We start from the raw sequence: 15976 nt of genomic DNA, 5'->3' as shown, positions 1-15976 counted from the left end.
CGGCGCGAAGGGATCCGGATGACGGCCACCGGCACATCGGACATGACGGGTGGGAGAACGGTCGATATCGGGGGTGAGTTGCGGCTGTCGCAGCCTTCCGGCCGGTGGGCGATCGCGGCGACCGCGCTCGGGGCGGGGCTGGTGCTGCTGGAGACGACGGTGCTCAACGTCGCGCTGCCCGCGATCGCGCGCGACCTGGGTACCGGCATGGCCGGCATGCAGTGGACGGTGAACGCGTTCGCGCTGGCGTTGTCCGGTCTGGTCCTCTTCGGCGGCGCGCTCGGGGACCGCTACGGGCGGCGGCGGGTCTACCTGGCCGGCCTCGGTCTGTTCGCGCTCGCCTCGCTGCTGGGCGGCCTGGCCCCGACCATCGGCTGGCTGATCGCCGCGCGGGCGCTGCAGGGCGTCGGCGGTGCGCTGCTCGTTCCCGGGTCGCTGGCACTCGTCCAGGCGGCCTTCCACCGCGATGACCGGGCGCGGGCGGTCGGCGCATGGTCGGGCATGAGCGGGATGGCCGGGGCGGCCGGGCCGCTGCTCGGCGGCGCCGTGGTCGATGCGGCGGGCTGGCGGTGGGTGTTCTGGATCAACGTCCCGGTCGCCGTCGCGGTGGCGGCGGCGGTGAGCCGCCACGTACCCGAGACCCGGGACGAGGGGGCGGTGCGCGGCCGTCTGGACGTGGCCGGTGCCGCGCTGGCGGCGATCGGCCTCGCCGGCGTGACCTACGGCCTCACCGACACCTCGGGCGGCGGGCTCCTTCCCGCGGCCGCTGCCGTGCTCGGCGTTCTCGCAATGATCGCTTTCGTGCTGGTCGAGCGGCGCGCCGAGGCGCCGATGCTGCCGCCGGCCCTGTTGTCGCACCGGCGGTTCAGTGCGGCGAACGCGGCTTCGTTCTGCATCTACGGCGCGGTGGCCGGGATGTTCTTCCTCGTGCCGATCCAACTGCAGATCACCAGCGGCTACTCCCCGCTCGCCGCCGGGCTGGCGTTGCTGCCGATCACCGTCGTCGTGCTCGTGCTGTCACCCCACGCGGGCACCCTCGTCACCCGTTTCGGCCCGCGGGCGCCGCTCACCGTCGGCGCGGTCGTCTGCACGGCCGCGGCGTTGCTGGCGGTGCGCATCGGCCCGGACGCCTCCTACCTGCCCGACGTCCTGCCGGCCGTCGTCGCCGCCGGCCTGGGCATCTCGGCGATCACCACTCCCGTCAGCATCGCGGTGCTGTCCGCCGTCCCCGACAGCCGCGCCGGCATCGCCGGCGCGGTCAACAACGCGGTCGCCCGCGCCGCGGGCCTCCTGGTCATCGCCGCGCTGCCGCTGCTGGCGAACCTGCCCGAGGACGCCGCCCACAGTCCGCGGGCCCTCGGCCGCGGGTTCACCGTGGGCATGGTCGCGTGCGCCGGGCTCTTCCTCCTCGGCGCCGCCGCGTCCTGGTACGGGATCGGCCGCCCCGACGCGCCCGCCCGGTCGGCCCGCCATCGGCACTGCGCTCTCACCACGCCGATGGTGGAACCGCCCTCGAACTGCTAGCTCTGGGCGGGACGAGTAGCGCCTGTCAGCAGCGGCCGAGGAAGGCGGGCCGGAGCGAGCTGACCTTGTAGCCGAACTGGCCGGTGTTGCCCTCGGCGCCCACCAGCGGTTCGCGGGGGTACTTGCGGCCTTCGCCTTTGAAACGGGCGTCGGAGTACATGCACCAGGTCTTGCCGGTGCGGTTCCAGAAGGACAGGGCGTGGTCGTTGAGGCCGCCGCCGAGTTCACTGAGGTCGCGTGCGACCTTGGCATAGGAGCCCCGCGAGCCGTGGGCGTTGGGGAGGCGCCAGATGCACATCCGGCCCTGGGGGCAGTCGGCCCAGGAGCGAAGGGCAGCCGGCGACGCGGTGTTCGGGGCGCTGGGCGTGCTCGCCGAGGCGATGGACGGGGCCTGGACGAGCGCGGTCCCGGCGGCCAGGACCAGGACGGCCGGGGTCGTTCGGATCGACGGCATCTGCGATCTGCCTCCCGTGCTCTCTTTGTATCGAGGTGATTACTTTCTGTAGTCGGTTCGCAGTGTAACCCCGCCCGCGCTGGGGCTTCCAGCCGCTGAACGCGGCCGCCTCCTCCGCGCGACGGTTCCGGTGGTTGCAAGATCGCCCGGACTCCGGACGGTGATCTGTAGCGTGGTGCCGCGGTGCCCTGTTCGGCGGCATCGCCGGCGCCGTCGAGACCCGGCCGTCCGCCGGCCGGTTCGACAAGCATCGTTGACCTGGGAAGAAGACCTGCCCTGATGGCCGTCGACATGAGCGGGGCGAGCCCGCACCGCGAGGCCATGGGATGAAGGAGCGGCCGTGAAGTCGCGGAAGAAGGGCGCCGAGATGGTTCGCGCGCGAGGCGGCTGGTGGGCCGCGGCCGCGCTGGTCACCGTCTTGCTGCTGGCCACGCTGCTCGGCGGGGGGCGGGTCGGTCTCGCCGTCGCGGCCACCGACGGCAGCGCCTGGCTGTGGAGCCGGACGGCGGGCGAGGTGGACCGGGTCAACCCCGACAGCGGACGGGTGGAGCAGCGCCGCGAGGTGAGGGACGCCCGCGGCCACCGGGTGCAGGTCACCCAGAACGACAAGTTCCTGCTCATCCACGACCTGGACACCGGTCGCGTGTCGTCGCTCGACCTGAACGGCCTGGGCTTCTCGGGACGGCTGGACATCGGCACCCGAGGTGATCCGCACCTGGCGATGGGCGCCGACGGAGCCGCGCTGGTCGAGCGCACGTCCGGCGCGGTGCGCGCGCTGGACCCGGCCACGCTGCGTCCTGTGGGCCCGGTCCTGCAACTGCCCGGACCGCTGGTCGGCGGCGAGTTCGACGACGCCGGCCAGCTGTGGGTGGCCGTGCCCCGGCAGGGCACCGTCATCGCCGTGAAGGTCACCGCCCAGGGCCCCACCGTCGTCCGTACGGCCGAGGCCGCCCCGCCCGACCACGATCTGACGATGACCGTACTGGACGAGGGCGCGCTCGTGGTCGACCGCGGCGGGCGCGAGCTGGTGGTCGCGACGGGCGGGGAGACCCGCCGGGTCACGGCCCCGGTGTCGCTCGCCGGCGCGATGGTGCCGGCGCGCACCCACGGCGCGCTGGCCGCGGTCACGGTCCCCGGCGCGGGCTCGGTGGTCACGCTGGGCGACGTGCGCAAGGGCGGCCCGGTCCGGTCGTTCCCCCTGACCGATCCCGTCCAGGAGCCCGCCGTGCCGTTCGCCGGCAAGGTGTACCTGCCCGTGCGGGAGACCGGGCAGGTCCGGGTCTTCGAGCCGGCGGGGCGGCAGACCGGCATGCTGACGATGCCGGCGGGGCGCGGAGACATGGAGCTCCAGGTCCGCGAGGGCAACCTGTTCGTCAACGCGCCGGGCAGCACGGACGCCCTGGTCGTCGGCGGTGACGGGGTGGCCCGCAAGGTCGGCAAGTACCCGGGCGGGCCGGGGCGGGGCGGTGAGCGCCCGGACAAGCCGGGCGGCGGGGCGAGCAGCCCGCCTCCGGTACCGGCACCGCCCGGCGATCCGGTCTTCCCGTACCCGCTCGACCCGAGGCCCTCTCCCGAGACCCCCGAGACGCCACCGTCCAGCAGACCCGGATCGCCCCCTCCGGCCGGCCGTACGGAAGCGCCTCGGCCTCCGGCGACGCCCGGCTCGCGCACCCAGTCGCCTCGGCCGCCCTCACGGACGCCCACGACGGCCCCCACGACGAAGTCGCCCACCAGAACCGCGTCGCCCACGAGCCGGCCGACGGCGCCCAGGCCGACCACGCCCAGGCCGACGACGCCCAGGCCCTCCACGCCTAGGCCGACGACGCCCAGGCCGACGACGCCCAGGCCGACGACGCCCAGGCCGACCACGCCCAGGCCGACCACGCCGAAGCCGACCACGCCCAAGCCCACCCCGACCAAGCCGAAGCCCAAGCCCACTCAGACCAGCAACCCGTACACGCCGGCGCAGGTCTGCAACGCGACCGCGGGCGGCAACTACAAGGTCCAGCGGTCGTCGTCGTTCACGGGCGGGCGGATCTACCAGCTCTACAGCGCCACCACCAAGAAGAACTGCGCGGTCACGATGAAGACCGCGGACATCGGCAAGGGCACCAACGTCTGGGTCCGCCTCCAGAGCCAGACGGGCGGCAAGGTCGCCTCAGACAACGGCACGTTCAAGTACTACGCCGGACCGGTCTTCGTCCAGGCGCCGGGCGACTGCGTCCGGTACTCGGGCGGCGCGTCCGGCGCCAGCGCCTCGGCCGGCTGGGCCAACTGCGGCTAAGAAGGGTAATGAGTGAGCACCACGACCGCGACGTCCGCGCTGCCTGACGAGGAGGCGCTGCTGGCCGCCGCCGCCTTCGAGCGGATGGCCTCCGGCATCCAGTCGGCGGCACGCTGCGATCCCGCCACGGTGCGCCTGATCCTCACCGCGTTCGCCGCGGGCGGGCACGTCCTGCTGGAGGACCTGCCCGGCATGGGCAAGACGACCATGGCGCGCGCCCTGGCGGCGGTGACCGGCGGGAAGGTCGGCCGCGTGCAGTGCACCCCCGACCTGCTGCCGTCCGACGTCACCGGAGTGACGATCTTCAATGAGCGGAGCCGCGAGTTCGAGTTCCATCCGGGCCCGGTGTTCGCCAACGTCGTCATCGTGGACGAGGTCAACCGGACCTCGCCGAAGACGCAGTCGGCGCTGCTCGAGGTGATGCAGGAAGGCCAGATCACCGTGGACGGGCAGGCGCACCCGGTGCCGCGTCCGTTCCTCGTGGTGGCGACGCAGAACCCCATCGACCTGGAGGGGACGTTCCCGCTGCCCGAGGCGCAGCTCGACCGCTTCCTGATGCGGCTGTCGCTGGGATACCCGGGGGAGGAGGCCGAGCTGTCGCTGCTGCGCGGCTCGGCCTTGGCCGAGCCCGAGGACCTGGCCCCGGTGCTGATCGGCGAGGAGATGGCGCGGCTCGGCGCGGCCGCCGACCGGGTCGCGGTCGCCGATTCCGTCCACCAGTACGTCCTGCGGCTGGCCCAGCGCACCCGGCGGCATCCGCACCTGCGGGCCGGCGTCTCCCTGCGGGGCTCCATCGCGCTGTGCCGGACGGCGCGGATCTACGCGCTGGCCGACGGCCGGGGGTATGTCACCCCGGACGACGTCAAGGCCCTGGCGCGGCCGGTCTGGGCGCACCGGCTGGTGCCGCTCTCGGGCGCCGCCGGCGCGGCGGAGACAGCGGAGCTGCTGGACGGCGTCCTGGCCGAAGTCCCCGTCCCGGCCGCGCAGGGGAACGGCTAGGCCGTGGCCGGCGGCACCCTCCGCCCCACCGCCCGTGGCTGGGCGCTGCTCGTGTCCGGAGCCGTCCTGTGCGGCGGGGGCCTCGGGCTGGGCTACCTGGCGCCGGGCGCGCTGGGGGCGCTCGCCTTCCCGGTCGTCGCGCTGGCCATGGCCCTCGCCGGCCGCCTCCCGGCCACCCGGGTCGGCCGCCGGATCACGGCGCCGCGGGTCCGCGCCGGAGAACCCGTGACCGTCGTCCTGGACGTCACGGCGCGGAAGGGCACCGGACGGGCCACCGTCGCCGAGCGCGTCACCGGGGTCGGGGCGCCGGTCGTCCTGCCTCTGGGCCCGGCCCACGCCAGGATCCGGTACGAGCTGACACCCCAGCGGCGCGGTGTGGTGGAGGCGGGGCCGCTCAGCCTGGTCCGCACCGACCCGCTGGGGCTCGCACGCGCCGTCCGGGCGGCCGACGACGTGCCGGTGCGGCTGCTGGTGCATCCGCGCCACCACCACCTCGTCCCCGTGCCCGCGGCCGGCGGCGGGGGCCGGGACACATCGTCGGCGTCGGTCCGGGCGTCCGAGGGGGCCTTCGCGGGGCTGCGCGAGCACGCGCCCGGCGACGACGTCCGCCAGATCCACTGGCGGACGTCGGCGCGCCGCGGGCGCCTGATGGTCCGCGAGCACGCCGACTCCGCCGGCACGGGCATGACCGTGCTGGTCGACGACCGGTACGGTCCGGACGAACTGGACCTCCTCGTGGAGGCCGCGGCGTCGATCGTGCGGTCCGGGCCGGACGTCCCGATCGAGTTGCGGCTGGCCGGCGGCGTGCGTTCTCCCGCCGCCGCGGGCGTCACCGCGCACCTGGACGTGCTCGCCGAGGCGGTGGCCCGGCCCGGCGCGGACTTCCCGGCCGCCTGCGCGGGGCTGCGCTCCGCCCCGACGGGACGCGCGATCGTGCTGCTGTCCACGAGCGCGGCGGACGAGGACACCGCAGCGGCCATGCGGCCGCTCGCGGCGCGGCACACCGTCTCGCTGGTCGGCCTGATCGGCCCCGGCGACACCGGCGGCGGCGGCCTCGCGCCGCCCGCCGGGGTCCGGCTCCTGCGCGCGGCCGATCCGGCCGGCTTCGCCGAGCGATGGAACGAGAGCCGATGGTGGGCGCAGTGACCCGGATCCGGACCGCGCTGTCGTCCGCCGCCGTCGCGCTGGCGGCCGTCGCGTCGGCGCCGCTGCTGGCGGTCGGGTACGACCGGCCCCTTCCCGCGTTCACCGTGTTGGCGCTCACCGCGGCCCTCGCCGTCGCGGTGACGTCGGTGGCGTACCGGATGCTGCGCGGGCTCGGACCCGCCGCGATCTCGGCGGGCCTGCCCGTGGCCGCGGTCTGGCTGGTCGTCCTCGCCTCCTGGGCTCCCGGGCCGGTCAAGGGCCCGGTGCCGGCCGCCGTGGACGCGGTGCTGCACTCGGGCGCCCGCATCCTGACGACCTCGCCGCGGGCTCCCGTGACCGTGGACCTGCTGGCCTTCCCGGTGGCGGCGGTCTGGCTGGCCGCGGCGATCGCGACGGTGCTGTGCCGCGAGGGCCGCGTCCTGCCGGCGCTGCTGCCGGGTGCGCTGCTCCTGTGCGGGGCCACGGCGCTCAACCCGCAGGCGGCCGGGCCCGGCTACTGGGCGGCCGCCCTGGTCGCCGCGGGCGGCGCCGTGCTGCTCGCCGCCGCGCCGCAGGTCCGCCCGGACACCGCGAGCGCCGGGTTCACCGTGCGCGTGGGGGACCCGGCGGACGCGGGGTCCACGCCCGCACGGCGACGGCCGCGCCCGCGCATCGGCGCGGCGGTGGCGGCGGTGGCCTGCGCGGTGGCCCTGCCCGGCGCCGTCGCCGTGGTCGGCGGGTCCGGCGTGCTGGAGGACTGGCCGGTCAAGGCGGCGGACCCCCGCCGGGCCGCCGGGCCCCCCGCGGCGCCGGCCGAAGAACGCAACCCCCTGTCCTACCTGTCGGCGTGGTCCGCCGATCCCGATGTGCCGTTGCTGAGCGTGTCGGGACCGAGGACGGAACTGCGGTGGGCCGTGCTCTCCGAGTTCACCGGGCCGAGCTGGCTGCCCGACAACACCTACCTTCCCAGCGGGGCGAGCCTGCTGCCTCCCGTCGACATGCCGCCGAAGACGGTGCGGACCAGGATGCGCGTCTCGGTCGGCACGTTGCCCGGCGGCTGGGTGCCGGTTCCCGGTATCCCGTCCCGGGTGGACGGCCTCGCGGTCCAGCAGGACGAGGACTCCGGCAGTCTCCTGTCCTCGGACGGCCCGGTGGCCGGGCGGAAGTACTCCGTGACGGGCGACGTCCCGGAGTGGAGCGGATCGCAGACGGCCGAAGCCACGATCGCCTCCGGCGAGGGATACCAGCGCTACCTCCGGTTGCCGCCCGGTGCTCCGCCGAAGCTGGAGGAGATCGCCCGCAGGGCCGCCGGGGACGGCACCGCGCACCAGCGCGCCTCCCGCCTCGCCGCGTACCTGCGCGCCTCCTACACCTTCAAGCCGGGTGCCCCGGGCGGTCACGGCTACGCCGAACTCACGAAACTGCTGGTCACTCCGGGCCGCCGGGGCGGAGGCGCGACGTCGGAGCAGTTCGCCAGCGCGTTCGCGGTGCTGGCGCGGGCCGCCGGGCTGCCGAGCCGGGTGGCGGTCGGCTTCGGGCCGGGAAGCGGCGGCCGCGACCGCGTGGTCCGTACCGGCGACGCGGTGGCCTGGGGCGAGATCTACTTCCGGGACCTGGGCTGGGTGCCCTACGACCCGAACCCGCGGGAGCGTTCGCAGGCGACCCCCCAGACCGGTTCCGGGGAGCAGGTCGAGGAAGGCGGCGACCAGCCCGACGGTCCCGACGCCCAAGGGCTCGGTGACCAGGGCGGTGCGGGCGGCGGCGGGCGCACGGGTTCGGGTTCGCGCGCGGAGATCCTGCTCGTTCTCCCGGCGCTGGCCCTGCTGGCCTTCTTGCTCGGCACCCCGCTGCTGGGCGCGATCCGGTTCCGCCGGCTGCACCGGGGCGCCGCGCCCGACCGGATCCGGGCGGCCTGGACCGAGCTGCTGGTGGCGACGCGCGTCGCGGGCCTGCCCGTTCCCGCGTCCGCCACTCCGGTCGAGATGGCGGGGCGGCTCGCGCGGGAGCTGCCGCGCACCGACCCCGAACGGCTGCGCCGGGTGGGCGGGCTGGTGAACGCCGTCCGCTACGGGGGCTCGGTCACCCCGGAGGACGCCGCGTTCACGGTCGCGGAAGTCCGTTCCGTGACCGTCGCGTTGCGCCGCTCCCGGCCGCTTCCGCGCCGCCTGCTCTGGTGGTGGGACCCGCGCGCGCCGCTGTGGGCGGCTCAGCCCGCCCGCCTGCCGCGGTGAGTGCAGACGGGCTTGGCGTAGGCGACCCGGTCGACGTCCAGCACGGCGACGACCGTCAGGCAGTACTCCACGCTCGGGTTCAGGGCGAGGATCACGGCCTTCGCCGTTCCCGCCGGCACGTTGGCCATGGTGGACGGCGTGCGCCCCGTCGGGCCGCCGACCACGTAGTACGCGGCCTTGCCCCCGGTGGCGTCCCGCCAGCTGATCTCGATCGAGACCCGGCTGTCGACGATCTGGACCTGGCTCGGGCTGTACCTGTTCTCCGGCCGCACCGCCGTCGGGCTGGACGTGGGCGCCTGCGTGCCCGAGTCGGGAGCGGGCGAGGTGGGGGCGGGCCCCGGCGAGGTCGGGACGGGCACCGGAGGCGGGTCCGCACGACGCCGCTCGGTCGTTCCTGAGCCCGTCAGGAGGGAGACCGCGCTGAACACGACCGCGGCGAGTACGAGCGCCACCAGGGCCATCAGCGCGATCCCGCGTCGGCGCGACCCCGCGGGCTCCGCCTGCTGCGGCGCGAACGGCCGCTGCGGTTCCGGGAACGGCACCGGTTGTTCCGGGAACGGCACCGGCTGTTCTGTGAAGGACACCGGCTGTTCTGTGAAGGGCGCCTGCGGTTCCGTGAAGGGGACCTGCTGGTTCGCGAAGGTCGTGAGCGGTTCGGCGAAGGGGACCTGCGATTCCGCGAAGGGTGTGTGCGGATGCACGTAGGACGGTTGCGCGTAGGACGTGCGCTGATCCGCGAAAGGCGGCTGCTGGTTCGCGAAGAGCGTGTGCGGTTCCGTGAAAGGCGGCTGCGGTTCCGTGAAGGGGGCCTGCTGGTTCGCGAAAGGCGCCTGCGGTTCCGCGAAGTGCACCTGCTGATCCACGAACGGTGCTTGCTGATCCGCGAAAGGCGCCTGCTGCTCCATGAACGGCGCCTGCTGATCCGCGAAAGGCGCCTGCGTCTCCGCGACAGGCACTTCCCGGCTGGTGACCGGGGCCTGCGGCTCCGCGAAGTGCACCTCCTCGTCCGCGAAGGGCGCCTGCTGCTCAGGGACGGCCACCGGGGACGGATCGGGTTCCGGCGCCGCCTCCTCACTCGGCGGCCACGGCGCGCTGTCCGGCTGAGCGTCCTGCGAGGGAACGGCGCGGAGCCCTTCCTCCAGTGCCTCGGTGAACGCCGCCGCCGTCGGGTAACGGTCGGCGGGCTCGCTCGCCAGCGCCTTTTCGAGAGCGTTCCCGAGCCATTCCGGCACGTCGTCACGCGGCACCCGGGGCACCGCGTCGTGCGAGGGACGGTCCCCGTCGGCCGCGAAGGGGGCATGCCCGGCCAGCAGGCCCCACAAGGTGGCGGCGAGCCCGTACACGTCGGCCTGCACGGTCTGCGGCTGCCCCCGCAGTGCCTCCGGAGCGGCGAACCCGGGATCGATGCGTTCCCGGGCGACCGGCTCCAGGACGCCCGGCGCGGCGTGCGCGGCCAGCCCCCGTGCGGTGGCCGCACCGGTGAGCAGATGTCCCGCCTCGCCGCGCAGGATCCGGCTGGGACGGACGTCGCCGTGGACCAGTCCCTCGTCGTGCAGCGCCTGCAGGGCCCGGCCCGTCGAGACCGCGCTGCCGACCGCGTCCCCGATCGGCAGGGGCTCCGGCGCGTGGGCGCCGCCGGGGCAGTACTCCGAAGCCGTGTACATCTGCCCGGTGGTGGCGCGGCCGCTCTCCAGCACGCTCACCAAGTGATCGCTGCGGGAGGCGCGTTCGAGGGCGGCCAGTTCCTCCGCCGGGGTCTCGGAACCGTCGAGCCGCACCCTGACGGCGACCGCGGCGCCGGACTCCTCGTGCACGGCGCGGTAGGTCACCGAGCCCGTGCCGCGATGGACGATCGACAGCCCGCCGTACCCGGGTATCAGGCTCGACGAGTCGCCCGCGCGGGGCCCGGCGACGCGCAGCTCGGGCGGGGGGCCGTCGGACGGCCAGGTGAACGTCGTCCCGGCGGGGGCCGACGCCCGCTCGGGCTGGGCGGCGCCGAGCAGCTCCAGCAGCTCCGCCAGCGTCAGCGGCTTGGCCGTCGCGATCACCGCCGGGGCGAAGACGTCGCCGCGCTCGGTGAAGAAACCGTGGACGATCACGGTGTGGCCGCTCGCCGCCAGCCTGTCGGCCAGGAAGGGGACGCCGGCCTCGGGCAGGTCCTCGTCGAAGTCCGGCGCGAACAGGAACGCCGCCGGGGCGCGGACCTCGCCGCTCTTGGACAGGTCTCGGAGCCCGCTGGCGGAGGCGGCGTCGAACACGGCCGGGAAACGCCCGGTGGCGCGCAGCCTCCGGGCGAGGTCCGGGTGCCCGGCAACGATGAGGTTCGGTGGGGTGACCGTCACGTCGGCCCCGCCTAGCCGAGCCGGCGCGACCGGGCCACCCGATGCGGGTGCCCGCGGCCTCGATCCTCGGCGGCCAGGTTCAGGCCGAGATGGTCGGACGTCGGCACAGAGACCCTCCTCGCTGACCCGTCGAGTGTAGTGCCCATCCCTTCTAGTCGTCCGTGCGCGGCGTCATTGCGCAACCCGGTCGCGCTCCCGATCCGCCGATCGATCGGCCCTGTCACCAGACGATGGCCGATGCGTCGCTGTCATCGTCGCCCGTAACGGGCGCGTCGTGGGTCGAGGCGATGTCGGCCGGCTGACCGGCGTGCATTTTGTGGATCATCGCTTCCGCCGCCGCCTTGCCCCTCGCGATGGCGTCCCGGTCCTTGCGCTTCCACCAGGGCGTGAGCCACATCTCGACGGGACGGGCGGTGCCGGCGACGACGGCGGCACGGCCGAAGGGCATGGTCCGCAGCTCCTCGGGGCTGAGGATCTGCTTCCCGTCGTGCTTGCCCACGAGGTCGGAGAGGTCGGAGAGGTCCTTGGCCGTGCCGGAACCACCCGAGATGATCTTGACTGTGGCGTTGTCCCACAGGGACGCCGCACCGTCCGAGCCCCACACTCTGCGAGCCTCCGCCAGCGACGTCAGGTAGACGTGCAGGCTGATGGAGTAGCCGCCGGACTCGCCCATGTAGGTGGCCAGGCCGCCGAGGGGGCAGATGTCGGCCACCTGGTTCAGCTCGATCGTCAGCGGCGGGTCGAGGCGACCGGTCGGATTCTTCATCGCCGTGCCGCGCGCGCTACGGAAGTATTGCTCGATGATGGTCGTGACGATGGGGGCGATGCCTCCCCAGTCGCTCTGCTTCTTGGAGACGAAGTACAGGGTGTTCCGGCCCTGGAGGAACTTCTTGAAGTCGAACTCCTCTCCGGGGTCCGGCGTGCAGTCGTCCAGCACCTCGGGCTGCGAGAAGCACGACATGACCTGGATCACTCCGGACCACAGGCTCTCGTTCCGCATGCTGAACTCCAGCGCCCCCGGATATCCGGGGGCGGTCCGCCCCTCGCGCTCGCCCTGGCGCAGGATCTCCAGTGCCTCCTCGCCGTTGGCCTCGTAGATCCAGCGCATCACCTCGCGGAAGTTGAGCCTGCCGATGGCGCCGGCGTGCAGCAGGCAGCGGATGATGGTGACGATGCCGCTGAGCGTGCTGCCCCCCTCATGCCCGATGTCGAAACCGCTCGACTGGACGAGCGTCCCCGACCGGACCGCGCACACGTTCGGGTCCTCGCATCCCTGCAGCGGCGACCAGCGCATCCGGTTTGGCCAGCCGGTCCAGTTGTACGGGTCGAAGACGTACACCTCTCCGAACTGCGCCCGCACCATGGCGGTGTTGATGAACGTCTCCCGCCGGCTGGACGTGACGATGCAGGGGCCGGGCGCGTCGATGGTGAACGGCGTGACGAAATGCACGTCCTTTCCCTGCCGTGGCGCCGCGACGACGATCGCGGTGTCCTCCAGAGACGCGTACAGCTTCCGCCGGGACCTGATGTCCCTCCCGATGTAGAACCCGACCTGCTCGGGTTTCACCGAGCGCGAGGGAAGGCTCTGCGTGGACGGCCGGACCTGCGCCGCCTTGCTCTGGACGGTCCGGGCACTCAGCAGCTTGCGGACCTCCCAGCCGGAGGCGAACCCCAGGCGCAGCCGGCGGAACGTCCGGTGCCGCCGCCAGTTCAGCAGAAGCCGGATAAGGATGTAGGCGCCCAGGGCCGTCGCCAGGAGCATCACGGCCAGCAGGGCGAAGAAGATGGGGGCGGACCCGAGGGCGGCGGCGGCCGCGGGCGGCCACGCACTCCGCGGATCGTTCGGATGGCGCAGGAGGTTGTAGGTGATGCGCAAACAGTCTGTCGGGCTGGAATCCGGCCACCCGCCGCCCGAGAGGACCCCGGACAACTGGCCCGCCAGCCACGTCAGGAAACTGCTGGCCCCGCCCAGCAGCGCGCCCACAAAGCCAATACCTATGAAGACCACGTAAACGTCGTCATCGTCGTTACCGGCCATAGAGCCTCCTCAATCGTGATGTCCCGGTGTGCCGGGATATGCCGTACGTCGCGGAAGTGGAGCGCGCGGGGACGACACTTCCGGGCCGGGGCCGTGGCGGGCGCCGGTGCTGCGGGGATCGCCCGTGGGTCATGCCGTGGGTCATGCCGTGGTGACCCCCGAGACCTGCCAGGCGTCCCCGGCGTCGCGGGTCAGGGTGACGAAGGCGATCGCTTGGGTGGGCGTTCCCTTCCAGCCGTCCCGGCCGGTGGGGGTGACGGTGACCTCCCATTGCCGGTGGGAGGTCCGGGCGTTGTCGGGGGGCGCGCCGTCTTCGGGCGTCTGGGGCTTCAAGCGGACCCGGGCGTAGGCGCGGTGGTCGCGCCAGACCGAGGGCACCGCTCCGAGCGGTTGGGCGTCCGACCGCGCGGCGTATTCCGGAGTCAGGTAGGGCCGGGCCCGCCGGTAGGCGTCGCCCTGGCCGCGGTCGATCGACGCGTCGACGGTCCACATCACCTGGACGGCGGCTCGCGACACCGCGGTCGCGTCGTGCCGGTCGACGGTCTTCGGGTCGGGCAGGCCGTGGGGAGTCGCGGTCGGGGCGGGAGGAGTCGAAGGAAGGGCGGAGGGCGGGGACGTGGCGGCGCCCTCCGCCTTCTCCCGATGCGGCAGCCCGCAGCCCGAGGCGAGCAGCAGCGCGGTGACGGCCAGAACGGCGGGCCGGCCGCGGCGCCCGGACGGTCGTTCATGACGAGAATTCGGCATCATGCCTTCACCGTCTTCGGTGCGGTGAATCGGACTCCCCCGCTGAATTCCTTCTCGTCCATAGGGCCGATCTTGACGACGGTGCCCGTGTACGGCGCATGGAGCATCTGGTTCCCGCCGACGTAGATACCGACGTGATGCGGGTCGGCATCGCCAGGCTTGGTGAAGAAGACCAGATCACCGGGTTGGAGGTTCGAGCGGCTCACCTTGGTGCCGCGGGAGTCCCTGAGCTGGTCTCCGGTGTAGTGCGCCAGTTGGATCTTCCCGCCGGTCGCCTGGTACACCGCGTACAAGGTCAGGCCCGAGCAGTCGAAACCGCCGCCCGTGGGGCCGTTGATATTGCCGCCGCCCCACACGTAGGGGGTCTTCAACCAGCGCTTGGCGTGAGAGATGATGCTCTTGCCGAGCGCCGACGGGGCGCCGCCGCCGAACGAGGCGCAGGACATTCCGGCATTGTTGGCCCCGCCGAGGGCGAATTTGCCGCCCGCATAGCGTTCGGCCCACGACAGCACGAGGTTCACATAGTCCCAGGAGTGGTTGTAGGCGAAGATCGCCTTCCTGGTCTGGGCCGGTGCGCCGCTGGCGTGCAGGTAGTTGGCGGCACTGAAGATCGCGTCTGCCGGGTTGTAGCGGTCCTTCTGACCGTTCTTGTCCCCGTCGACCGCGTAGGCGTTGAAGGTGCTCTGCAGAAACTGCATCGGACCGCCCGCACCGGCGTAGTTCGCCCCGGAGTGGACCCCCGGCAGAGTGGAGCGGCCGTGGTCGGTCTCCACCTTTCCGATTCCGGCGAGCACGTACCAGGGGATGTCGTACTTCGGTCCTGCGGCTTTGTAGAGCTTGACGTAGTTCTCGGGGATGCTGTTCGCGGGTGCCTTGGCCGCCGCGGCGACGTTCTGCACGGCTCCGGAACCGAGCGGCCCTCCGTCCGGGCCACGTTCGTAGGCCGCCGGGGCCACGGTCGGCCCCCCGGTCCCCGGGCTCGGCTTGGGCGCCGGACTCAGGAGTTCGGGGCCGTCGGGGTTCGCCGGTCCGCACACATTGGTGATGCCGAGCGAGGCCACGTTCTGGATCGCTATGAACATCACCGCGACCATGAGCACCAGAATGGCGACCACCCCGAGGCAGCCTGTCCTGAGGATGAACTTCCCCAAGCCGAAAGTCACCATCGGAGATCATTTCCGGAACAGTTGATGATGTGGCCTTCCCAGATCGGCGATGACGTTGCCCGCCCCTTCCGCCGGGCGGCGGAGCGCCGAGCCGCCACCGTCGGCGTCCTCTTCGGGCAGGCCCCGCCTGCCCGGGGCCCGCCGACCAAGACCGTGCGGTCATCGCGCGGTGATGCAAGGTGCCTCCCGCGGTCGTGCGCGTCCGGGCCCGGATGATGCGGGTGTCGTGGAGCCGTTGCAGCGGGTTGACGGGACCGACGCCCTGCGGACGGTCGGTCCCAGGAGTACGTTGATCTTCGCTTGCGCGGTGCCGGCGCGGTGCCGCGCGAGCGAGCAGAGCCGCTCGTGACTTTCTGGAGGTGGGCACCCGTGGTGCGGGCAACAGAGAGCGACGCCCTGCAGCGCGGGGGGATCGGCCTTGAGGCTCCGCCGGGCATGCCGGGCATGCCGGGCGCACCGGCGTATCCGGCTCAGCAGGGGCGGCCCCAGAGGGAGGGGTACGCCGCACAGGCGGTCATTCCAGCGGAACAAGCACCCGTCCCGAGGAGCGCGCTCGGACTGGTCACCTACAACGGCCGAGCCCCGGGACTCTGGCTCTCCTCGTGCCATGGGGGAGCCGGCGCCTCCACGCTGGCCGCTCTCATAGCCAACAGCGTGAGCGCAGGACGCTACTGGCCGACGCCCGCACCCCCGGGGCAGTCCCAGGTGCTGCTGGTCGCCAGGAGCCATGCCGCCGGGCTGTGCGCCGCCCAGGCCGCCGTGGCGCAGTGGGCCGCGGGCGTCCTCCCGAGCGTGCACCTGCTCGGCCTGGCGGTGGTGGCCGACGCCCCCGGGAAGCGTCCGAAACCGCTGGCAGATCTTCTGCGCCTGATCGGCGGCGGCGTGCCGCACCTCTGGGACCTGCCGTGGGTGGAGGCCTTCCGCCTCGGCGAACCTCCGGACCGGGTGCGGCTTCCCCCCGCCTACTCGCGTCTGGTCCGGGACATGGGCGGCCTGGCTCCCGCGTGATCGTGCCAGAGTTGCCGCCTTCCGGGCGCTTGACGATCACTTCGGCCTCAGGACCGTCCAG

At 73.5% G+C, this 15976-nt stretch carries 11 protein-coding genes; 6 read left to right on the top strand and 5 right to left on the bottom strand.

Going from position 1 to position 15976, the window contains the following annotated elements; genetic code table 11:
* Window positions 1-18: 18 nt before the first annotated feature.
* The gene (locus AB0H37_RS19965; protein WP_360614265.1) at window positions 19-1524 is read left to right on the top strand and encodes an MFS transporter; all 1506 of its coding nucleotides are present in this window, start codon (window positions 19-21) and stop codon (window positions 1522-1524) included.
* A 25-nt stretch (window positions 1525-1549) separates the two neighbouring features.
* Here the strand turns inward: AB0H37_RS19965 and AB0H37_RS19960 are convergent, their stop codons facing one another.
* Window positions 1550-1978 (bottom strand): peptidase inhibitor family I36 protein, encoded by a 429-nt coding sequence (locus AB0H37_RS19960; protein ID WP_360614263.1) that lies wholly within the window; start codon window positions 1976-1978, stop codon window positions 1550-1552.
* Window positions 1979-2318: 340 nt separating this feature from the next.
* Here AB0H37_RS19960 and AB0H37_RS19955 point away from each other — a divergent pair, with 340 nt between their 5' ends.
* From AB0H37_RS19955 to AB0H37_RS19940, 4 genes are read left to right on the top strand one after another with little or no spacing between them, the layout of a single operon-like run.
* Window positions 2319-4262: a hypothetical protein gene (locus tag AB0H37_RS19955; protein WP_360614261.1), complete on the top strand. Its 1944-nt coding sequence runs from the start codon at window positions 2319-2321 to the stop codon at window positions 4260-4262.
* A 12-nt stretch (window positions 4263-4274) separates the two neighbouring features.
* A complete protein-coding gene (locus tag AB0H37_RS19950; protein ID WP_329098048.1) occupies window positions 4275-5261 on the top strand; it encodes an AAA family ATPase in 987 nt (328 codons plus the stop codon).
* A 3-nt stretch (window positions 5262-5264) separates the two neighbouring features.
* Window positions 5265-6407, top strand: a complete 1143-nt coding sequence (locus AB0H37_RS19945) for a DUF58 domain-containing protein (protein ID WP_360614259.1) — start codon at window positions 5265-5267, stop codon at window positions 6405-6407.
* Window positions 6392-8617, top strand: a complete 2226-nt coding sequence (locus AB0H37_RS19940; protein ID WP_360614258.1) for a transglutaminaseTgpA domain-containing protein — start codon at window positions 6392-6394, stop codon at window positions 8615-8617. Before AB0H37_RS19945 ends, AB0H37_RS19940 begins: the two co-directional genes overlap by 16 nt.
* On the opposite strand, the gene AB0H37_RS19935 is transcribed toward AB0H37_RS19940, so the two are convergent.
* The 4 genes from AB0H37_RS19935 to AB0H37_RS19920 form a co-directional block, all read right to left on the bottom strand.
* Window positions 8593-10959 (bottom strand): hypothetical protein, encoded by a 2367-nt coding sequence (locus AB0H37_RS19935; protein ID WP_360614256.1) that lies wholly within the window; start codon window positions 10957-10959, stop codon window positions 8593-8595. The genes AB0H37_RS19940 and AB0H37_RS19935 overlap by 25 nt on opposite strands.
* A 220-nt stretch (window positions 10960-11179) precedes the next feature.
* Window positions 11180-12997 (bottom strand): TraM recognition domain-containing protein, encoded by a 1818-nt coding sequence (locus tag AB0H37_RS19930; RefSeq protein ID WP_360614254.1) that lies wholly within the window; start codon window positions 12995-12997, stop codon window positions 11180-11182.
* Window positions 12998-13138: 141 nt separating this feature from the next.
* The gene (locus AB0H37_RS19925; RefSeq protein WP_360614252.1) at window positions 13139-13744 is read right to left on the bottom strand and encodes a hypothetical protein; all 606 of its coding nucleotides are present in this window, start codon (window positions 13742-13744) and stop codon (window positions 13139-13141) included.
* Complete coding sequence (locus AB0H37_RS19920; protein WP_360614250.1) at window positions 13741-14907, bottom strand: NlpC/P60 family protein; 1167 nt, start codon at window positions 14905-14907, stop codon at window positions 13741-13743. Before AB0H37_RS19920 ends, AB0H37_RS19925 begins: the two co-directional genes overlap by 4 nt.
* Window positions 14908-15342: 435 nt before the next feature.
* On the opposite strand from AB0H37_RS19920, the gene AB0H37_RS19915 reads away from it, so the two are divergent.
* On the top strand, window positions 15343-15915 hold the full coding sequence (locus AB0H37_RS19915) for a DUF6668 family protein (protein WP_360614437.1): 573 nt from the start codon (window positions 15343-15345) through the stop codon (window positions 15913-15915).
* Window positions 15916-15976: the final 61 nt, after the last annotated feature.

The sequence above is a fragment of the Actinomadura sp. NPDC023710 genome, assembly GCF_040639875.1.
Classification (GTDB): Bacteria; Actinomycetota; Actinomycetes; order Streptosporangiales; family Streptosporangiaceae; genus Spirillospora; species Spirillospora citrea.
The sequence above is the reverse complement of the archived record's forward strand: the minus strand, read 5'-3'. Positions and strand labels throughout refer to the sequence as shown.